Below are 19,536 nucleotides of genomic sequence, written 5' to 3'. Positions count from 1 at the left end.
TTGAGAAACCGTGACGCACGAAGGCGCCGCCCGACTAGGCTCTCAGCCTTTGCCGGACGGCGCCAACTACCGCGTAACCGCCCCGAGATGGGGCGCGAGGGTCAGATCTGCCCGTCTTCCAGCATTTCGGTCACAAGCGCCGCGATCTGGGACCTCTCGGACCGCGTCAGCGTGACATGCGCGAAGAGCGGATGCCCCTTCAGTTTCTCGACGACGGCGACGACACCGTCGTACCGCCCCACGCGCAGATTGTCCCGCTGTGCCACGTCATGGGTCAGAACGACCCGTGAATTAGCACCGATTCGGGACAGAACGGTCAGCAGTACGTTCCGTTCCAGCGACTGCGCCTCGTCCACGATCACGAACGCGTCGTGCAGCGACCGTCCGCGGATGTGCGTGAGCGGCAGCACCTCCAGCATCCCGCGCGCCGTGACCTCTTCGATGACCTCGCGGCTGGTGACCGCGGACAGCGTGTCGAAGACCGCCTGCGCCCAGGGGCTCATCTTCTCGGCCTCGCTGCCGGGCAGATAACCGAGCTCCTGCCCGCCCACCGCGTACAGCGGGCGGAAGACCATGATCTTCTCGTGCTGACGGCGCTCCAGGACCGCCTCCAGACCCGCGCACAGTGCCAGCGCCGACTTGCCGGTGCCGGCCCGGCCGCCCATCGACACGATCCCGATGTCCGGGTCGAGCAGCAGATCCAGCGCGATGCGCTGCTCGGCACTGCGCCCCTTGATCCCGAACGCCTCCCGGTCGCCGCGCACCACCCGGACGTTGCCCTCCGGGGTCACCCGGCCGAGTGCCTTGCCGCGCTCGGACTGGATGGTCAGACCGGTGTGGACGGGCAGGTCGGCGGCCTCGGGGACGTAGACGTGGCCTTCCTCGAAGAGGATGTCCACCTGCTCGCCGGGCAGGGTCAGTTCGGACATTCCGGTCCAGCCGGAGGCGTCCGTGATGGCCAGCTCCGCGCGGTACTCCTCGGCGAGGAGGCCGACCGACGACGCCTTGATCCTGAGCGGGAGGTCCTTCGACACGACGGTGACGTCGAACCCCTCGGCCTGCAGGTTGCGGGCGACCGCGAGGATGCGGGAGTCGTTGTCCCCCAGGCGGTAGCCGGTGGGCAGCACGCTGGGGTCCGAGTGGTTGAGCTCGACACGCAGGGTGCCGCCGAGGTCCCCGATCGGGATGGGGGCGTCGAGACGGCCGTACCGCACCCGGAAGTCGTCGAGCAGGCGCAGTGCCTGCCGGGCGAAGTACCCGAGTTCGGGATGGTGCCGCTTGGCCTCCAGCTCCGTGACCACGACGACGGGGAGCACGACCTCGTGCTCGTCGAAGCGGTTCAGGGCGTTCGGGTCGGCCAGCAGGACGCTGGTGTCGAGAACATAGGTGCGCCGGTCTGGCTTGTGGCGCTTTGTGCTGGTCACCACGGAAGGACGTACCCCCTCGGATGAGGTCGGGGAGCGACGGAGACGATCTGGACCGGTCGACGGCTCCGATGCACGGGCCGAGAACCGGCCCTCACGTTGCTTCGTCCGTGCTGTGACCGCACGATCGGGCTGGTGCAAGGGGCCTCCCGGGCGGACGGCCCCGTGCCGCCCGCTGAGATCCGACACCCGTGGTTCGGGTGTCGACCTGATTGCCTTATGCCCTCGAACATGCGCTGCCATGCCACGGCATATGACGGCGTCCCGGTGAACTCCTCGTGAAGCGGGGTACGTCCGCTGCTGCGGGGGTTCGTCCGTCAGCCGCCGTAACGGCGGTGGCGGGCCGCGTAGTCACGCAGGGCGCGCAGGAAGTCGACCTTGCGGAAGGCCGGCCAGAAGACCTCACAGAAGTAGTACTCCGAGTGGGCCGTCTGCCAGAGCATGAATCCGGACAGCCGCTGCTCACCGCTGGTGCGGATCACCAGATCGGGGTCGGGCTGGGCACCCGTGTAGAGGTGCCGTCCGATCATGTCGACGTCGACGGCCTCGGCGACGTCCTCGATGGACCTGCCCTTGTCGGCGGCGTCCAGCAGCATCGAACGGACGGCGTCGGCGATCTCCTGGCGGCCGCCGTAGCCGATGGCGACGTTGACGAGTATCCCGTCGACGTGCGCCGTGGCCTCCTCGGCCTCCTTGAGCGTGGTCTGCATCTGCTGCGGCAGCAGATCGAGGGTGCCCACGTGGTGGACGCGCCAGCGGCCGTCGGCGGCGAGAGTGCGCACGACGTCCTCGATGATCCCGAGCAGCGGGACGAGCTCCTCCTGGGGGCGGTCGAAGTTGTCCGTCGACAGCAGCCAGAGGGTGACGACCTCGACGTCCGTCTCGGAGCACCAGCCGAGGAACTCCTCGATCTTCTCCGCGCCGGCCCGGTGACCGTGAACAGTGGTGGAGCCCGCGGCCTTCGCCCAGCGCCGGTTGCCGTCCATGATGACGCCGATGTGCTTGGGCACCTGAGCGTGGTCCAGGTGGCCTTCCACCCGGCGTGCGTACAGCCTGACCAGCAGGCCGCGCAGCTTGTCGCGCAGGTTCACGTGATTGTCAGCCCCTCCGTACGGTGGCGGTCCCCGCGGGCGAAGCCTACCCCTGTGGGGCTTCGGCAGGGTTTGAGGGTGCGCCGCGCTTGTGGGGCAACCCTCATGCGGAGAAAAAACGGGCCGGTCCGTGGGGGGGGGAGACGGACCGGCCCGAGGGGGGGTTTCCACCATAACCCTTCGTAAGGGATGCTGCGTGCATCGGCGCGCAATAACTACTCTCCGAAATCGCCCGGCAACGCGCCGGTAGCCGCGGAATGTGCGGCTCACAGGGGGTTCACAGCCGACTCATGGCCGAATCCCGGGCATCCCCCTGATGGGCGAACGGCCCTATGGAGGCTTGACGTACAGGGCACCGCGCAGCCCCCTCCACTGCGCGGTGCGACCCGCGCGGCTTTGCTCACGCGAATTACCTTGGTCTGAACTTACGTGAAGATGTCGGTGTGAATCCAGGGGCTGACGATAACGATGTGAAAACCCTGTGACCTGCAGGGGAGGGCCGGATCCGGCCTAGTGCCTGCCTGGCGTCCCCTGCGTGACCGTCTTGCGGGCGTCGAAGAGGTGGCGGGTGCTGTGGGCGACGAAGGGGCCCTCGGTGCGGATGCGTTCGTGCAGGGCGCGGAGCTTGTCCTCGTAGGCCTCCACGGTGAAGTCCGGGACCATCCAGATCACCTTCCGCAGGAAGTGGACGACGGCGGCGATGTCGTGGAACTCCATCCGCAGCCGCTGCGCGCGCAGATCGGCGATCTCCAGGCCGGCGGCCTCGGCGCCGGCGCGTTCGTGGTCGGGGTGGCGGGCGTTGCGGTTGGCCTCCGGCTGGGGTCCGAGGAAGTACTCGACGAGTTCGTAGCAGCTGCTCGGGCCGACGTGCTGGGCGAAGTACGTGCCGCCGGGCTCCAGGACGCGGGCGATCTCGGCCCAGTGCGGCCGTACGGGGTGGCGGCTGACGACGAGGTCGAAGGTGGCGTCCGCGAAGGGCAGCGGCGCGTCCTCGGGTGCCGCGACGACCGCGACGCCGCGGGGGCGGAGCAGGGCGGTGGCCTTGGCGACGTTCGGCGGCCAGCCCTCCGTCGCGACCGTGAGGCGGGGCTGGTGCGGGGCCACGCCGAGGGCGAAGTCGAGGACCTCGCCTCCGCCGGTCTGGAGGTCGAGAGCGGCCCTCGCACGGCCCAGGCGCCCGGTCATCGACTCCGCGTACCGCCACACGGGCCGCTCCTCCGTGGCCCGGCCCTCGAACCAGGAGAAGTCCCAGCCCTCGGTGGGGACAAAGGCCCCTTCGGCGACGAGTTCCTCGAAGGTGCGCCGGTCGGGATCCATGCACTGATCGTGGCAGAGCGTTGTCAGTGGCTGCTGCTGATTTTCCCGGCAGCAGATCCTCGCCTGCCACGCCCGTGCCCGCGCCGCGACCCTACGGGACCAGAGGCCGCACCTCCCGCGCAGTGAAGCGCAGGAAGCCCTCGGGGTCGGGTTCGTCGGCCGTCGGCTGGAGGATCACCGAGTCGGCGCCGGCCGCACCGAGGCGTCGGACAGCATCGGCAACGGTGGCCGCGTCACCGGCGACACCGAGGTCGGGCACGGAGGCGAGACCTTCGGCGGTGAGTTCGGCGCGCAGCCGGGCGGTGGCGTCGGGGCCGGTGGCGGTGAGGAGGTAGACGACGATGCGGTGCGGGTCGGTGCGGTCGGCCGACTTGCGGCCCTCGTCGACGAGTTGGCGCGCCCGGCGTACGCCCTCGGGCGGTGTGGCCGCGGTGAGGATCGTGCCGTCCGCCGCCTCGCCGGAGAGCCGTAGCGTACGCGGGCCGGTGGCGCCGGCGAGCACCTCGACCGGGGCCTCAGGCGGCCAGTCGAGGGCGACGTCGTCGAGCATGACGTACCGGCCCTCGGTGGTGAGCCGCTCCCCGCTCAACAGGGCCCGCAGCGCGAGGAGATGCTCGCGCAGCAACGTCACCGGTGACTCCACGCGTGCCCCGACCTGCCCCATCCAGTCCTGCACCCCGTGTCCGACGCCGAGGATCGCGCGGCCCGGGAACATTCGGTGCAGCGAGGCGGCCTCCATCGCGGTGATGGCGACGTTCCGCAGCGGCACGGGCAGCAGGCCGACACCCACCCGTACCCGTTCGGTCCAGGCGAGAGCGGCCGCGGCCGTGGAGATGCCGCCCTCACGGAAACAGTCCTCCCACAGCCACAGCTCGTCGAGCCCCGTCTCGTCGGCGAGACGGGCAAGGGCACGCAGCCGCTCAGGAGGGAGCTGCGGACGGAACACTGCGCCGAGTTCGGTCATGCCTTCTTCCTATCCAGCCGGCACCCGCCCCAACACCCCCACGCGCCGCGCACTGCTCACCCCACCGTTGTCCGATCCACGCCCCGAGCGCTGCATCGAAGGATGTACGACGGTTTCGTCCGGCGGCACGAAGATTGTGCAGCGACGCTCCGCGAGCCTGGTGTCATGTCGAACAGCCTGCGCGCGTCAGTGGACGCCGCCTCCCCCCGCACCTCCCCGTCGCCGGCCCGGCTGCCGCTGCTGGACGTCCTGCGCGGGGCCGCGATCCTCGGCACGCTCATGACGAATGTGTGGATCTTCGCCACCCCGGGCTCCGAGTGGGCGTTCCTGCAGGGTGCGGCCACGGCGGACCCGTTAGGCGAGCCTGCGGAGGCGCTCTTCCGGTTTCTCGCCGACGGGAAGTTCCTGGCGCTGCTGACGATCCTCTTCGGCGTGGGCCTGGCCATCCAGTACGGCTCCGCCGCCCGCCGCGGCACCCCCTGGCCGCGCGGCTACCGGCCCCGCGCCCTCTTCCTCCTCGCCGAGGGCACGCTCCACTTCGTCCTCGTCTTCGGCTTCGACGTGCTGATGGGGTACGCCGTCACGGCCCTGCTCGTCGCCCGGCTGCTGACCCGCTCCGAGCGGGTGCGGCGCGCGGTGCTGTGGACGTCGGTGAGCCTGCACGTGGCCGTGATGTCGCTGATCACCCTCGCCCTGCTGGCCTCCGACTCCGACTCAGAGGAGTCATCGGTCTCCGCCGACACCGTGGACCTCTACGCCCACGGCAGCTGGCTCGACCAGATCGCCTTCCGCCTGGAGAACGCCATCTCCCTGCGCATGGAGCCGGTCATCTCCTTCGGCCTGCTGGTCTTCCTCTTCCTGCTCGGCGTCCACCTCCACCGCGCCGGTGCCCTCACCACGACCGAGCGGGGCCGTCGGCTGCGTTCCCGGATGGCGGTCTGGGGTCTGGGCCTGGGCATCCCGTTCAACGCGGCCCTCACCCTGGGCGGCGAGGACTTCTTCTTCCTCGGCCGCTATGTGGCCGCCCCGGTGGTCGCCCTCGGCTACATCGGCCTGATCGGTGTCGTGCTGGACCGCGGCTGGCTCCCCACTCCCCTGACCAACGGCCTGTCGTCGGTCGGCCGCACCGCCCTGTCCTGCTACGTCCTGCAGAACCTGCTGTGCATGCTGGCCTGCTACGGCCTCGGCCTCGGCCTGGCCGAGCGGCTCGCGGACGAGGGGCCGTGGTGGGTGATGACCCTGTGGGCGGCCGTCTGCGCGCTCCTCGTCACCGCCTCCACCCTGTGGCTGCGCCGCTTCTCCCAGGGCCCGCTGGAGTCGGTGCAACGGTGGGCGCTGCGCCGCTGACATCGTCGATCCGCCGGTGGGGATCGTCCTCCGGCGGATACGGTCGGTCCGCACACCCGGAGTGCGGACGACGGAGGTGGCCTTGAGCATGGGACGTTGGCGGGACGGACGCGGCAAACTCATCGTGCACGGGGACGGAACACCCACCGCGGTCCCCCTGGAGATCGCGACGTCCTACCGGGCCCGCACCAAAGGGCTGTTGGGCCGCGACTCCCTGGACGGCGCGATCCTCCTCTCCCCCGCCAACAGCGTCCACACGTTCCGCATGCGCATCCCCATCGACGTCGCCTACCTCGACCGCGACCTCACCGTCATCGCCGTCCACACGATGAAACCGTGGCGCCTGGGTCTGCCGCGGCTCCGCTCCCGGCATGTGCTGGAGGCGGAGGCGGGGTGATGGCGGAGTGGGGGGTGCAGGTGGGGGCGCGGGTTTCGGTGGAGGCCGGGTAGGCGACGCGGCGTTCGTCGCGCGCCTACTCCTCCAGTTCGGTGATGGACCGGTCGGCGACCACCGCGATCATGATCATAGGGGCGTCGCCGTCGGACTGGTTGAGCGAGACCGCGACCCAGCGCGGATCGGCGTCCGGGCCGGCGGTCACCGCTCCCCACACCGCCAGATCGCCCAAGAGGTCCTTGTGGCTCAGCGTGTGAAACAGCGGTGGCATGGCCTCGCCGGCCACCTTCCGGAAGAGCGGCACCCGCATGCTCACCTTCCGATGAGGCCCCCACCTGCGGTCCAGCTGCCGTACGAGGGATGACAGATGCGCCTCTGCGGCATCCGCGGCCTCGTTCCACTCGGGCGCGTACAGCCCCGTGAAATCGCCGCTCTCCCAGAGCGGGGCGATCAGGAAACCCTCACCTCTGGTGAGAGCCCACTCGCCTGTGACCGGCTCGTCCTCGCCGACCACCGGTCCGGCCGCCGGTACGGGGCGGGCCAGGAGCGCCTCGATCGCGGACACGGCCTGCGCGGTGTCGAAGGCCTCCCCGAAGCGGGCGGTCACAGCACGGCCCTGTCCATCGGGCGGGGCAGCGGCTCCAGGGCTCCGGCCTCCTTCAACGCCTGGTACGCCGCGACCACCCCTTCGATGTCACCAGGGGCGGCAATGTCCAGCAGCACACCGGCGTCCGGGAGTTCCTTCCGGACGGCCACGAACCCGTCGGGAACCCGTGCTGCTCGCCCCGGGGACAGGAAGCCGACCCATCCCACCGACGGTGTCCCGATCTTGAAGCCGGCCTGGCTCTTCAGGGCAGCCGTCACGGCCCGGTCACCGACGTCGCCGAAGTCCGGCTGCCACGCCTCGGCGACCGCCGTGAGCAGTCCGGCGTCGGGGAGTTGGGCGTCGTCGGGAGATACGAGCGTGACCACCAGCGACTGGAGCAGGAACTCCGGGGTGCCGCCCGCCAGTCCGGCGACCTCCACCTTCCAGCCCGGGGCGCTGTCGGCGAGCAGCCGCAGAGAGGTGCCGTTCGCCGCCGACCAGTCGTCGGCCGCCTGCGCCGTACGCAGCGCCCCCACGAGGGACGCCTCGTCCGACCGGACGGCCACGGAGGGCCCGGAGGCGGGAACGGTCCGCCACGTCCGCTCCGCGCCGGCCTCGGGGAGCAGCTGGGCGAACCGGTCCAACGTCGCGCTCCAGCGTCCGGCGAGCTCCTCCACCGACTCCTGCCGGGGCCCCCAGAAGCCCCGCACCACTCGTCGCATGCCCTGCTCCTGCCTCCTCGTACGGCTGTCCCCACTGTATGGCGCCGGTACCTGTGGGCCCTGTCAGTTGAACGCCTCGGGCCTGCGGTCGCCGGCGACCGGCTCCGGCGCGGTGTGCACGACCTCGATGTCCAGGCCCGCGTCCTCGAACGCGTCCCTCGCCGCGTCGGCCACCTCCGGATTGGAGAAGTGCCACTCAATGCCCCGGCCCTGCGCCGCCTGGGACTGCCGGCGGGCCTCGGTGAGCAGCCGTTCGCGGCCGGACGGGGTGAGTTCCGTCCGATCGGCGGTCAGGAAACTGTCGTAACCGTTCTTGGCCTCCAGATACGTCCCCCGGGAGGCGTCCCAGCCGTCGAACTCGACGTCCGGGACGTCCGGGTCGGGATGCGGGACGACGTACTCGTATCCGCGCTGGGTACCGGTGACCTGCTCCTGGTAGCGCAGCCAGGACTCGTTCCGCCAGTTGGGCTCGGGGTTCCGGTCCCGACTGGCCCAGAAACCGTCGCCGCCGTCGGCGTCTCCGTAGGTACGGGTGCTCAGGTCGTCGGCCCAGTCCGGCGGGTTGTAGTTGCGCGGGTCGCTGGTGTCGCCGTGCTCGGGTTCGGGCCACTGCCGCCGGTTCTCCAGCGCCTGCTGGGCACGCCCCGGCTCCTCGGCCCGCTTGCGTTCCAGGTAGGCCTGCCGCTCCTGCTCGCGGGCCTCGCGCGCCTGCTCCCTGGCCTCCTCGTCACAGCCGCCTTCCGCACGGAAGACCGTGGGGGCGGTGGCCGGGGCGGCGGCGAGGACGGTGGTGCCGGAACCGGCGTCACCGCTGAGGCCGGGGGCCGTACCGTACGGGACGTCCCGAACCGGAGCGGAGATGGTGCAGCCCGTCCTCCGGGCCGCCTCCTCCGCCTCGTCCGCCGCCTCGTCGGCCCGCCTCGCCGCGTCCTCCAACGCGTCGAGGTCGCCCGCCCTGGCGGCCCGCCGCGCGTCCTGCGCCGCCTCGGCCGCGTTGTCGGCGAGTCGGCTCAGTTTGCCGAGGGCGCCGGCCTTCTCGGCGACCTTCGCGACGTTGTAGCCGGGAATGAACAGCGAGCCGACGTTCCACAGGACGGTGGTGACGGCGCGGGTCTCGTTACCGCTGTTCCACTGGTCGACGACGTCGTCGCCGATGAACATGTCGAACAGAACCGTGCCGCCGGTCCCCAGCGAGGCGCCGCCCCAGTCCAGGATCGCGCCGAAGTAGTCACCGTCGCCCCATTTCTCGCGGGCGTCCGCGGTGCTGTCCCACCACTCCTCGCCCAGCGAACGGCCGTAGTCCATCAGGCCGTTCCAGGTGTCGACCGGGTTGGTGACCGTGTTCCAGATCCCGGCCAGGTCGCCGCCGATACCGTCGACGAAGAGTCCCTCACCGACCTGCTGGAGCTGATCACCGGCACAGCCGAAGAAGGCGCCGAACCCGGAGAAACACCCTTCGTCGCCGTCGTCGTCCCCGTCCTCACTGCCGGTGGTGGGGTCTTCGTACGGCGGCTCGTCGATCTCGTCCTCGTCGGAGACGGGGTCTATGACGGAGGGGTCGTCGGGGCTGTTGGGGGCGGGATCCTCGGCGGAGGGGTCGTCGGTGGGCGGGGTGTCGTCCCCGCCGCCCGGGCCCTCGTTGCCGTCGTTGCTGTTGCCGTCGCCGTTGCCATTGGTGCTGCCGTCGTTGCCGTCACCGTTGCCATTGGTGCCGCCGTCGTTGCCGTCACCGGCAGTGACATCGCCACCCCCTTCCGGAGCCGGACACGCCGTACCGGTCACCCGGCACACCTGAGCCTGAATCCCGGTGAGGATCTGCGTACCGAGCCCGCTGACGACGAGCGCGGTGACAATCGCGACGACGACCGCGACCAGCCCCGCGTACTCCACTGCCGTCTGGCCCTCGTCGCGGCGCCAGCGGATCATCCGGGCAAGGGAGAACGGACGGCGTTCAGGCCGATCGGATACGGAACGGCGATACCAGTCGCGACTCTCCGACCGCGTAAGCAAGTACAGAATCAGGACAGGCAGCAGGAGTTGGGTGAACCCCCGGGCCGACCCGTCGGTGAGGTTGGACAAGGAGCCCAGAACCAGCCACGCCTGTACGGCAATCAGCCCGCCCCAGACCCACCCCCCGCCCACCCAGGTACGCCGGGCCAGCCACCACCCGAGCACCCCGGGCGTGGCCGCGTACGCGACTTGCGCCAGCAGCACCATCGACCGCGTCCACGGAGGCCGCCGTGAGGAGGAGCCCGAGGCCGCCCACGACGGTGACGGCAAACAGCACGTGAACGAGCACAAGAGCCGACGACAGCGGCCCGGGCATGTCCCGCCGCCCACCCCGCCCCGACGGCCCCGCACCCCGAACTCCGGCACTCCCCCGATCGAGGCCATGCCCCCGCCTCCTCAACTCAGGCCGGGCAGGGGCACGTTCAGGCCCCTGCCTCACCGCCAGAGGCTAGGGAGGGGGCCACCTGCGGACATGGGCCCGAGGGCCCAAATCCACGCCCAAACCATTCCTCGGTTCACGCCGCGTGCTCCTCGAACACCACTGTGTTGTGCCCACCGGATGCCACGTGCAGATCCACCGTGACGTCGAGCGCCGCCGCCAGCCTGACCAACAGGTCCGCGGTGATCGGGAGCATGCCGCCCAGCTCGATGGCCTCGACCTCTTCGTCAGTCATTCCCAGCCGCTCGCCCAACGCCGCCTGCGTCAGCCCCAGGGCCGTACGCCGGTCGTACACAAGCTGTCCCAGTTCGTACGCCAAGCGGATCTGCTCACGCTCCGCGACCACCTCCGGAGGCTCGACGCACCCCTCGGCGGCTCTCCGTTGGTGCTGGTAGGCCTTGGCGTGCAGGTGCTCTGAGAGGCGCCGTAGCCGGTGCTGCCTGGCCCGAGAGCGGATGCTCCGACTACCGGACCCATCCGAAGGTTGTGCACGATTTCCATACCGTGTGCATCACGGATGCGCGACAAAGCGGAGTAGATGATCCACCAGTTCAACACCCTCTCCACATAAAGGACTTGACCCCCCTTACGGCACGACAGAAGATCACATCAAGTCGCTCCGCGCACCGTGACCCATGCGCCCGCAGTAAGCGACGAGGGGGGTTTCTTCGGCATGGCCCCAGGGGGTGCCGTTCCGTGCGCGGAGACGTCGGCGTGACCATGAAACGCGCCGCGATGACAGCGTTTTCCTCCCCGCCTCACTTTCCGGACGACAGGAGGAAGCCCATGGCAGACGAGATGGTGCAGCGCGCCCAGAGATTCATCAACACGACCTACAACAACGGCGCCACGCTGGGCATATCCAAGCTGGACGAGAACGGCCAGACCGGCTGGCCCGTGATGTACGCGCTGACCCGTGCGCTCCAGTACGAGATGGGCATCACCGCCCTTTCCAACTCCTTCGGCCCGACCACCCTCGGGAAGCTGGGCGAGCTGTACGGCAAGCTCGACGAGACGACCATCCCGTCGGCCAACTTCTGCCGCATCATCCAGTCCGCCCTGTACTGCAAGGGCTACGACGGCGGCGAGATCGACGGCCAGTACAACGACCGGGTCAAGGCCGCGGTCGTGAAGCTCAACCAGAACATGGGCGTCTCCGGCACCTACCCGGGCAGCTCCCTGTGGCCGAAGGTGGTCAAGGGCCTGTTCAACATGGACGCCTATGTCACCGTCAACAACGGCTCGGACACCATTCGTTCCATCCAGCAGTGGCTGAACGGCAGGTACATCCTGCGCAAGGACTTCTACATCATTCCCTGCGACGGCCACCACTCCCGTGACGTCGCCAAGTCGATGCTGTTCGCGATCCAGTACGAGCTGGGCATGGCGGACGGCGTCGCCAACGGCGTGTTCGGACCGGGCACCCAGTCCGGCCTGAAGAGCCACACCGTCTCGACCGGCAGCACCGGGGTCTGGGCGCAGCTCTTCACCGCGGCCATGATCCTCAACAAGCGCAACGTCCCCTTCGGCGACTTCACCGCCACGGTGCAGTCCGGCGTGGAGACCTTCCAGTCCTTCAGCAAGCTCCCGGTCACCGGCAAGGGCGACTTCCAGACCTGGGCCTCGCTGCTCGTCTCCTACGGCGACCAGTCCCGCAAGGGCACGGCCTGCGACGGCGTCACCATGATCACGCCCGCGCGGGCGCAGGCCCTGAAGGACGCCGGCTACAAGTACATCGGCCGCTACCTGTTCAACCCCTCCTCCACGGATCTGCCGGAGAAGCAGATCCAGCCCGGCGAGCTGGCCACCATCAAGGAGTACGGGCTGAGCTGCTTCCCGATCTTCCAGACGTGGAGCCGGTCCGCCGACTACTTCAGCCCGAGCCAGGGCGCCGCCGACGCGTTCCGCGCGATCGAGTGGGCCAAGTACCACGGCTTCAAGCCCGGCACCATCATCTACTTCGCCGTCGACTACGACGCCATGGACGGCGAGGTCACGGACTACGTCATCCCGCACTTCCGGGGTGTCATGCGCACGATCGGCGAGAACTCCGGCTACGGCGTGGGCGTCTACGGCCCCCGCAACGTCTGCCAGCGCGTCGCGGACGCCGGGTACGCCGCGGCGAGCTTCGTGTCCGACATGTCCAGCGGCTTCTCCGGCAACCTCGGCTACCCGCTGCCGACCAACTGGGCGTTCGACCAGATCTCGACCATCAAGGTCGGCTCCGGCGCCGGCCTGATCGAGATCGACAACAACATCGTCTCCGGCCGCGACTACGGCCAGAGCGACTTCGACGCCGGCGCCGACCTCGGTGGACTGGACGAGCGACTGGACGAGGCCGCGTACCGCAGCCTGATGCTCCAGGACGTGAAGACCTACCTGGAGTCGATCGGCGTCCCCGAAACCGGCGGCGACGGCTGGACCGACAAGGACTGGGCCAGCCTCGGGGGCATCTCCAACACGGAGGCGTTCAACGCGGTGGTGGACGCGGACTGGCTCTTCACCTCACTGGCTCGGACGCTGCGGATGCGCAAGGCTCTCATCCAGGCTCCGGTCCTGTGGGAGCTGCGTAAGCTCAACCCTCTCGACTTCGCCTCCGACGCAGCGGTCCAGGCAGGTCAGATGGACGACTGCAGCACCGGGTGGGGACAGATCTTCGCCGCGACCGCCATCAAGGCCCGCAACTACTGCATCGGCGAGGGCATCATCAACGGCGAGGGACTGGACTACAACTCCAAGACCGACCTCCGGAACGTCTGGGACAAGCTCCACAACGACGAGGAATACAACGTCCGCACCGTCGCGTACGTGTTGCTCTGGAACTCGGAGCTGCTCGGTATCGACCGGCCGGACCTGAGCGGCGACGTCCACGTCACGGAGGCGGTCCTCGGCCAGTACAACGGCACCGGCCCGGACGCCGAGCAGTACGGACGGGAGCTGATGGGCCTTTACCACGTCCTGGAGCAGTACAACGCGTTGTCGCGCGCCTAGTGACACCGGCGAACGAAGGAAGGCTGGACTGATGACCAGACGGTGGCAGGCGGCCCTGGGTGCGAATGTCCTTCTCGGCATCCCTGGCGTGGTACCGATCTGGATCCTGTGGTTCCTCGCAGCGAGCTGGGCGAGCGGCCCCGAGCCGACGGACAACGACCCCATGGTGCTCTGGCTGCCCATCGCGGCCATCGTCGTCGTCCCTTACGCCATGCTCTGGCTGTCCGTGAACCGTTCCCTCGCCCGCCGGAGTTCGCTCACCCCTCGCACCTACTGGTGGCTCAGCGCACTGGCCACTTTCCTGCCGACCACGGCGCTGATCATCTACTCACCCTAGGAAGGGAACCAAGACGTGCACACCGACAGGCGCGGCAGCGTGAACGGGATATCGAGACGAACCCTGGTGAAGGCCGCCGGCGTGATCACGGCCGCCGCGGCGGCCGGCTCCCTCGCCCCCGTCACCGCGACGGCCGCCCCCGCGAACGCCCCCGTGAACGCACCGAAGAAGGCACCCACCTCAGCCAACGGCTGGCCCCTGGAGAAGGAGGCCAACCACGTCTCCACCGTCTGGACGCGCTCCGTCCCGGGCACCGGCCTGGAGATCGACATCCGGATCGGCGATGTGGAGGCGATCCTGCTTCATGTCGTCCGGCGCTTCCACTACGAGGTCGAGCAGCTGCCCCGCGTGGACCTCGCGGGCTGGCAGCGGATCGACGGCCTGAAGAAGGACAAGCCGGAGTCCAACCTCGCCTCGGGCACCGCGGTGCGGATCCGCCCGGGCGCGGGCGCGAGCGGCAGCCTCTTCCCGCTCCAGGTGCTGACGGTGCGCGACATCCTCGCCGACTGCGAGGGCGTGGTGCGCTGGGGCGGCGACGACGACCCGGCCGACGAGTCGCTGTTCTACATCGATCGCGGCCCGGACGACACCTCTGTCCGAAGGCTCGCCGACCGGCTGCGTCGGGCCGAGGCCACGCCCGGCGAGGGCGCCGGCGTCACGGTGGACGTGCTGGCCCCGTCCCGTCGTGACCGTGCGAAGCGGCTGGTGAAGGAGCAGCGGGCGAGCTGAGGCCCGTAGCACAGTGCCCGGGGGCGGACCGTCTGGTCCGCCCCCGAAGGACAGCGTCACCCGGTACAGCGTTGGCCAGTGAAGCCGGGCCAGGCCGGTTTCCGGGCACACGTCGAGCGTCGGCGCATCCCCGGCCTGAAGGCCGGGGCATCCTCGGAAGATCCGGTGAACGGCCGGTACCGGCGGCGATCGCCCGCGTGTACGCGAGTTCCAGCAGGGCCACGGCCGTTCCGTGCACACCCCCCGTTCCCCCATCGCCGTCGCCGGTCAGGAGGACCACTACCTCACCGACACCCGCGACGCCCTCCGCACCCTCATTCGGGACATCAAGGCCGGCAAGGCCGACCACCTGCTGTAGCAGAACCGGACATTCCTCTCACCGTGGGATGCGCAGGCGCTGCTCCTCCGGGATCCGGCGAAACTGAAGCTCTCCTCGGCCGCGGCTACTCCGCGTAGGGCTGGTCCTCGCCCTGGGCGCTGTAGCCAATGCTCCAGATGTAGCCGTCCGGGTCCGCGAACGAACCGCCGTACCCGCCCCACTCCAGGGTGGCGGCGGGCTTGAGGATGGTGGCGCCAGCGTTCTCGGCTTCCGCCATGATCTCATCGACCCGCGCCTCGCTGCGGACCACGTAGGTGAGCACCAGCCCGCTGAAGCCGCTGCCCTCCGGGCTCGTGCCCACGTTGGCGGCCAGGCCGTCGCGGCCGTAGAACCCGACGAGCGAGCCGCCGTCCGACCCGAAGAACACCGAGACGCCGTAGTCCCGCTCAACCTTCCAGCCAAGACCCTCCGTGTAGAACCGCTTCGACCGGTCCATGTCCTGGACGCCGAGGAGGATCGAGCTCGCATGCGCTTTCATGCCTTGTCTCCCTTGGTGATAGGTGGTGATGCACATGAAAGTCACGCTAGGTGCGGCACGGTGACCGGCGCTTCTCGATTCCTGATCGGTCCGCTCACCACGCTCGCCTGTTCCTGCGGCGGGCCAGCAGCAGGACGCACGCGGCGGGCGCCGAGCGCCACGGCGGCCCCGAAGGGCGTTTTCACTGCGACACGACGTGGAGGATTGCCGTACCGTCCTCCCCCGTCGCCACCTGGATCACCACGGCGTCGGGCTGGGCGCTCGGCCGGCCGGCGTCCCCCAGTCCGCCGCACGAGTTGCTGCTGCCGTTGCTGCGGAGAACGGTGATGCAGACCTGCCCCTGGCCGCTCGCCTCGTTCTTGGCCTGGCCGTTGTCGGACTTCACGGTGTACTCGACCTCGTTGGGTCCGACCTTTGTCACGGACAGCGTCGCCGTACCGGCGCCGGCCGGCCCCTCGAAGCGGAACGTCACCGGTTTGGACACGGCGATCTCGCAGTTGCCGTCCGCGCAGGCGCCGACGTCATCCCCGTCCGCCGCCGTCACCGAGGGCTTCGCCGATGGAGTGCGGTCGGCGGAGGGGCTCCCCATCGGCTGCGGGGAGTGGGACTCCGCCGCCGGCTCTCTGCGCCCACCGTCCGGCTCGTCCTCGCCCGAGCTGCCGCATCCGGCTGCGGTCAGAACAGTCAGCGCGGTCAGCGCCGCCAGAACGATGCCGGCTCCCGGTCGAGGTGTACGGCCCCTGCCTGCGGTAAGGGCCGTGGGTGCCGTGCGAGCCGAAGTCGTCGATGCCATGGTGCTCCCGTCCCGGTGTGCTGCGGTTGCGTGCGCGCGGCGGATCTCCGTGTGCCACCTCGGTGACTGTCATCCCATCATCCACGGGACTCCCGGGGACCCGTCCCGAACGTGACGTGGCTGCGTGGCGCTGGCGGCCGGGGTGCATGCGGGCCGTCACCACGGGATGTGGTGGGGGATGCGGTACCGCCACCAGTGTTCCGTCGCTTTGGCCGTGGCTGGCTCGGTGTGGGCGCGGAAGACTTGGTCCAGTTGGGTTACGGCACGCCATAGAGGTGTCACGTGGTCCTCAGGGACTTCAGGGAGGAGGTCGTGCAGGAGGTCGCGGGCCTCCAGGTCGCGGTGGTAGAGGTCCTCGCGGTAGTGGCCCGAAGGGGACCAGTCGGTTTGCAGGCGGTGGACCAGGCGTTCCCAGGTGCGCAGGGCGTAGTGGATGCGGCCTTCCACGGTTGCTGTCGGGCCCGTGGGATAGTCGGCCAGCGCGGTGTCGGAGAGGGGGGTTTCGATGGGGTCCCGGTCGAGGATTTCCGGGAGGATTTCTACCCTCGCGCGAGGAAGTCCCGGAACCGGCTCCTCTGTCACATCGACTCGATACGCCGTGTCCTGGTCGTTCTCGATGGTGTCCAGGCGGCAGCGCACAACGCGCCCGTCCGGTACCGCGATCCAGTAATCACTCGGCAATTCCAGGGCTGACGGCCACAAGACGGGCGTCTTCGTTCGCGCGGCGAGACCCTGTGCGATCCCGGCCTCCGTGAAGTCGCCGCCGACCGTCGCGTCGTCGACCGTGATGTCGAGTTCCCATGCGAGGTCACCCGGCGGCAGGCGGCGACAGGTGCAGAGCACGGGCGCATCCCATCGTCGTCCGTCCTGGTCTTCCTCTGCGTTGGCGACGTCGACCGCGTCGTTCGGCACCGTCAGCAGGTCCGCCAGTGCCGCCCTCAGGGCAGCGGGCTCCAGCTCCGCGACAGTGAAGAGATTTCCGATCACCTGTATGTCCCGTCGTACACCTGCTGGGCCAGCTCGACCTTCTCGGGATTGTTGACGAATTTGGGGTTTCGTTGCAATTGCTGTGACGCACTCGCGTCACCGTGGTGCCGGGCGATCTCCTGGAGCGCGGCGTATTCGATACGGTCCATCTCGACAAGGCCGGGGCCTCCCTTGGGGAAGACGGTTCCGTTCGCCTCGACCCCGTAAGTGCGCCCGTTGATCTCGTAGGTGTTTCCGTCCGGCAAAAGGGTGGCGCGGTTTTCGGCTATCGCCTCGATGTCGGCGCGGACGAGGCCCTCGTTTCCCCTGAGGATGACGGTGTTGTGTTCCTTGACATTGCCCCTGGCCGCCCCGCTCACGGTGTGGCGACTGTGGGGAAACCTCAGCAGCAAGCCACTGGCGGGGCCGGGTACGTCGTCTCCTGCCTGCCACTGGTTGACCGGTCGCCCGTTGCCCGACTCCCCTTGCTCCGCCTCGTCGGCGGCCCTGTCGGCCGCGTCGGCCTGCTCGCGTGCCTCCTCTGCCTGCTCCCTGGCCTCCTCGTCACAGCCGCCCCCGCCGCCTTCGGCCAGGACGACGTACGGGGAGGAGGCGTCGGCGGCCAGCACCGTGGTGCCGGTACCGGCGGAGCCGGTCAGGCCGTACGGGGTGTCGCCGCCCGCGTACGGGATGCGGCGGCTCGGGGCGGCTATCGTGCAGCCCGACTCGCGGGCCCTCTCTTCGGCCTCGTCCGCCGCCTCGTCGGCCTCCTGCGCGGCCCTCCTCGCAGCCTCCGTGTCCCCGGCCTCGGCCGCCCTCCTGGCGTCGTCCGCGGCCTCCGCCGCCTCGTCCGCTAGTCGACCCAGGCTGCCGAGATCGCCGATCTTCTCGACGACTCTGGCGGCGTTGTAGTAGGGGATGAAGTTCGATCCGACGTTCCAGAGGATGCCTGTCACGGCACGGGTCCGGTCGCCGTTGTTCCACTGTTCGGCCGCCTCGTCCCCGATGAGCATGTCGAAGGCGATGGTGCCGCCGGTGTTCAGCGTCGCGCCGCCCCAGTCCCTGAGGGCACCCCAGTAATCGCCGTTGGACCACATTTCGGAGGCGCCCTCGGCGTTCTCCTGCCAGTCGTCGATGAGTTGTCCGCCGTAGTCGACGATGCCGTTCAGGGTGTCCTGCGGGTGGCGGACCATGTTGTACATGTCCGTGACGTCGCCCCAGACGCCGTCGACGATCAGGCCTTCACCGGCGTCCGCAAGTCCGTCTCCGGCGCAGCTGAGGAAGGCCCCGATGCCGGAGAGACAGCCATCGTCCTCGCCGCCGTCGGTATCCTCGCGATCGTTCTCGTCGCTGTCTTCGGCGTTGTTTTCGGTGCCGTCTTCACCACTGCCTTCGGTGTTGTCTCCGCTGTCTGCCTCCGTGGCTGTGTTGCCGTCGTCGTCGTTGTTCTCCTGGCTGCTGTCGTCCCCGGCCGTAACGTCCCTGGCGTTCGTGCCGTCCCCGGCGGGAGCCGGGCACGCCGTGCCGGTGACCTCGCACACCGCCGCGCGGATGCCTCCGTAGATCTGGGTGCCGAGGCCGCTCACCAGCAGTGCGGTGATGAGGGCGGCGACGAGGGCGACCAGGCCGGCGTACTCGACGGAGGTCTGACCCTCGTCCCGGCGCCAGCGAAGCATCCGGGCGAGGGAGAAGGGCCGGCGTTCAGCACGTCCGACATCGGGAAGGTCGTACCACTGCCTGCTTTCCGAGCGGAGGAGGAAGAAGAGAGTGAGGGTGGGGAGCAGGAGCTGGAGGACACCGCGAGGCGACCCTGCGGCCAAGTTGAGGGCGGCGCCGATGATCAGCCAGGCCTGCACAGCGACCAGTCCGCGCCAGATCCACGTACCGCCGTCCCAAGTGCGGCGGGCCAGCCACCAGCCGAGGGTGCCGGGTGCTGCCGCGTAGGCGGCCAGGGCCAGGACGCCACCGTCGAGAACGTCGTACGACGCGGCGGTGAGCAGCAAACCGACGCCGCCTACGACCGTGAACGCGAACAGTACGTGGATAAGGACCAGCGCGGTCGACAGCGGACCGGGCATGCCGCGCCGACTGCCACTCTCCGAAGTCCAAGCTGCCATGCCTCCCCCGTTCCAACTCACAGCTGAGGAAGGCCCGTTCGGGCACCGCCCTCACCTCATAGCCCGAAGGTAGGAACCGGGCACCGACCCGAGATGGGTCCGTGGACCCAAATCGACGCCCAAAGACCGGGACGACCGAGAAGAACGGGGAAGGAAATACGGGTCAGAACTTGCCCAACCACCAGGTCGACCTGGGTAGGCACCCGCCCCCGCACGTGGCAGCACCGCCCACATCCGTGTCCCGCCGCCCGGTTCACGCGCGTCACCGAAGCCCCAGTCGCCCTCGCAGGCGCGGACCACGCAGGCCAGGACCCGCAGGGCTGCGCGGCGGCGGGTCTCGCAGGCTGCGGCAAGGCGGGGATGGGTGTGGCGGGGATGGCCGTCGTAGAGGACCACGCGCAGGGCGCCGTCCCGGTAGCGCAGCGATACGTACACCTCGGCGGCCGGCGCGA

Annotated in this window: 17 protein-coding genes and 1 pseudogene; 6 read left to right on the top strand and 12 right to left on the bottom strand. The window is 69.5% G+C overall.

Annotation, left to right across the window (positions count from 1 at the left end; genetic code table 11):
• Window positions 1–101: 101 nt before the first annotated feature.
• The 4 genes from StrepF001_RS29470 to StrepF001_RS29455 form a co-directional block, all read right to left on the bottom strand.
• On the bottom strand, window positions 102–1,427 hold the full coding sequence (locus tag StrepF001_RS29470; protein ID WP_129801240.1) for a PhoH family protein: 1,326 nt from the start codon (window positions 1,425–1,427) through the stop codon (window positions 102–104).
• 314 nt (window positions 1,428–1,741) lie between these two features.
• Window positions 1,742–2,515 (bottom strand): isoprenyl transferase, encoded by a 774-nt coding sequence (locus StrepF001_RS29465; protein ID WP_129801239.1) that lies wholly within the window; start codon window positions 2,513–2,515, stop codon window positions 1,742–1,744.
• A gap of 510 nt (window positions 2,516–3,025) precedes the next feature.
• The gene (locus tag StrepF001_RS29460) at window positions 3,026–3,832 is read right to left on the bottom strand and encodes a class I SAM-dependent methyltransferase (protein WP_129801238.1); all 807 of its coding nucleotides are present in this window, start codon (window positions 3,830–3,832) and stop codon (window positions 3,026–3,028) included.
• A 91-nt stretch (window positions 3,833–3,923) separates the two neighbouring features.
• The gene (locus StrepF001_RS29455) at window positions 3,924–4,796 is read right to left on the bottom strand and encodes an LLM class flavin-dependent oxidoreductase (RefSeq protein ID WP_129801237.1); all 873 of its coding nucleotides are present in this window, start codon (window positions 4,794–4,796) and stop codon (window positions 3,924–3,926) included.
• A 165-nt stretch (window positions 4,797–4,961) separates the two neighbouring features.
• On the opposite strand from StrepF001_RS29455, the gene StrepF001_RS29450 reads away from it, so the two are divergent.
• Together StrepF001_RS29450 and StrepF001_RS29445 are read left to right on the top strand one after the other, a co-directional pair.
• Complete coding sequence (locus StrepF001_RS29450) at window positions 4,962–6,143, top strand: DUF418 domain-containing protein (protein WP_129801236.1); 1,182 nt, start codon at window positions 4,962–4,964, stop codon at window positions 6,141–6,143.
• Window positions 6,144–6,231: 88 nt separating this feature from the next.
• A pseudogene (locus StrepF001_RS29445) lies at window positions 6,232–6,593 on the top strand (DUF192 domain-containing protein).
• Between the two features lie 23 nt (window positions 6,594–6,616).
• Here the strand turns inward: StrepF001_RS29445 and StrepF001_RS29440 are convergent.
• The 4 genes from StrepF001_RS29440 to StrepF001_RS29425 all read right to left on the bottom strand — a co-directional run bounded on the left by StrepF001_RS29440 (window position 6,617) and on the right by StrepF001_RS29425 (window position 10,640).
• On the bottom strand, window positions 6,617–7,144 hold the full coding sequence (locus StrepF001_RS29440) for a hypothetical protein (protein ID WP_129801235.1): 528 nt from the start codon (window positions 7,142–7,144) through the stop codon (window positions 6,617–6,619).
• Entirely contained in the window at window positions 7,141–7,845 is a 705-nt protein-coding gene (locus StrepF001_RS29435; protein ID WP_129801234.1) for a hypothetical protein, read from the bottom strand. The genes StrepF001_RS29440 and StrepF001_RS29435 overlap by 4 nt, the downstream gene beginning before the upstream one ends.
• Window positions 7,846–7,908: 63 nt before the next feature.
• Entirely contained in the window at window positions 7,909–9,771 is a 1,863-nt protein-coding gene (locus StrepF001_RS29430; protein ID WP_240797734.1) for a Tox-REase-5 domain-containing protein, read from the bottom strand.
• Between the two features lie 599 nt (window positions 9,772–10,370).
• Window positions 10,371–10,640 carry a helix-turn-helix transcriptional regulator gene (locus StrepF001_RS29425; protein ID WP_240797733.1) on the bottom strand — a complete coding sequence of 90 codons (270 nt, stop codon included), beginning with the start codon at window positions 10,638–10,640 and terminating at the stop codon, window positions 10,371–10,373.
• Between the two features lie 440 nt (window positions 10,641–11,080).
• Between StrepF001_RS29425 and StrepF001_RS29420 the strand changes: the two genes are divergently transcribed.
• The 4 genes from StrepF001_RS29420 (at window position 11,081) to StrepF001_RS49640 (ending at window position 14,709) form a co-directional block, all read left to right on the top strand.
• A complete protein-coding gene (locus StrepF001_RS29420) occupies window positions 11,081–13,285 on the top strand; it encodes a glycoside hydrolase domain-containing protein (RefSeq protein WP_129801232.1) in 2,205 nt (734 codons plus the stop codon).
• A 31-nt stretch (window positions 13,286–13,316) separates the two neighbouring features.
• A complete protein-coding gene (locus StrepF001_RS29415) occupies window positions 13,317–13,622 on the top strand; it encodes a hypothetical protein (RefSeq protein WP_129801231.1) in 306 nt (101 codons plus the stop codon).
• 15 nt (window positions 13,623–13,637) lie between these two features.
• Window positions 13,638–14,351 (top strand): hypothetical protein, encoded by a 714-nt coding sequence (locus StrepF001_RS29410; RefSeq protein ID WP_240797732.1) that lies wholly within the window; start codon window positions 13,638–13,640, stop codon window positions 14,349–14,351.
• Window positions 14,352–14,583: 232 nt separating this feature from the next.
• A complete protein-coding gene (locus StrepF001_RS49640) occupies window positions 14,584–14,709 on the top strand; it encodes a hypothetical protein (RefSeq protein WP_276322852.1) in 126 nt (41 codons plus the stop codon).
• An 85-nt stretch (window positions 14,710–14,794) separates the two neighbouring features.
• Here the strand turns inward: StrepF001_RS49640 and StrepF001_RS29405 are convergent, their stop codons facing one another.
• The 4 genes from StrepF001_RS29405 to StrepF001_RS29390 form a co-directional block, all read right to left on the bottom strand.
• A complete protein-coding gene (locus StrepF001_RS29405) occupies window positions 14,795–15,208 on the bottom strand; it encodes a VOC family protein (protein WP_129801230.1) in 414 nt (137 codons plus the stop codon).
• Between the two features lie 181 nt (window positions 15,209–15,389).
• Complete coding sequence (locus StrepF001_RS29400; RefSeq protein ID WP_240797731.1) at window positions 15,390–16,001, bottom strand: hypothetical protein; 612 nt, start codon at window positions 15,999–16,001, stop codon at window positions 15,390–15,392.
• A gap of 156 nt (window positions 16,002–16,157) precedes the next feature.
• Window positions 16,158–16,988 (bottom strand): hypothetical protein, encoded by an 831-nt coding sequence (locus tag StrepF001_RS29395; protein WP_129801229.1) that lies wholly within the window; start codon window positions 16,986–16,988, stop codon window positions 16,158–16,160.
• Entirely contained in the window at window positions 16,985–19,084 is a 2,100-nt protein-coding gene (locus StrepF001_RS29390; RefSeq protein WP_129801228.1) for a hypothetical protein, read from the bottom strand. Before StrepF001_RS29390 ends, StrepF001_RS29395 begins: the two co-directional genes overlap by 4 nt.
• Window positions 19,085–19,536: the final 452 nt, after the last annotated feature.

This window comes from Streptomyces sp. F001 (assembly GCF_004187715.1).
Classification (GTDB): Bacteria; Actinomycetota; Actinomycetes; order Streptomycetales; family Streptomycetaceae; genus Streptomyces; species Streptomyces flavusporus.
Note: the sequence above shows the minus strand (reverse complement) of the source record. Positions and strands in the feature narration are given on the sequence as shown.

Excerpts from the sequence above, each read along its gene's own strand:
- StrepF001_RS29450 (WP_129801236.1), top strand. The coding sequence starts at position 4,962 with ATGTCGAACAGCCTGCGCGCGTCAGTGGACGCCGCCTCCCCCCGCACC.
- StrepF001_RS29460 (WP_129801238.1), bottom strand. The coding sequence starts at position 3,832 with ATGGATCCCGACCGGCGCACCTTCGAGGAACTCGTCGCCGAAGGGGCC.
- StrepF001_RS29405 (WP_129801230.1), bottom strand. The coding sequence starts at position 15,208 with ATGAAAGCGCATGCGAGCTCGATCCTCCTCGGCGTCCAGGACATGGAC.
- StrepF001_RS29415 (WP_129801231.1), top strand. The coding sequence starts at position 13,317 with ATGACCAGACGGTGGCAGGCGGCCCTGGGTGCGAATGTCCTTCTCGGC.
- StrepF001_RS29455 (WP_129801237.1), bottom strand. The coding sequence starts at position 4,796 with ATGACCGAACTCGGCGCAGTGTTCCGTCCGCAGCTCCCTCCTGAGCGG.
- StrepF001_RS29430 (WP_240797734.1), bottom strand. The coding sequence starts at position 9,771 with ATGATCCGCTGGCGCCGCGACGAGGGCCAGACGGCAGTGGAGTACGCG.
- StrepF001_RS29400 (WP_240797731.1), bottom strand. The coding sequence starts at position 16,001 with ATGGCATCGACGACTTCGGCTCGCACGGCACCCACGGCCCTTACCGCA.
- StrepF001_RS29420 (WP_129801232.1), top strand. The coding sequence starts at position 11,081 with ATGGCAGACGAGATGGTGCAGCGCGCCCAGAGATTCATCAACACGACC.
- StrepF001_RS29435 (WP_129801234.1), bottom strand. The coding sequence starts at position 7,845 with ATGCGACGAGTGGTGCGGGGCTTCTGGGGGCCCCGGCAGGAGTCGGTG.
- StrepF001_RS29390 (WP_129801228.1), bottom strand. The coding sequence starts at position 19,084 with ATGGCAGCTTGGACTTCGGAGAGTGGCAGTCGGCGCGGCATGCCCGGT.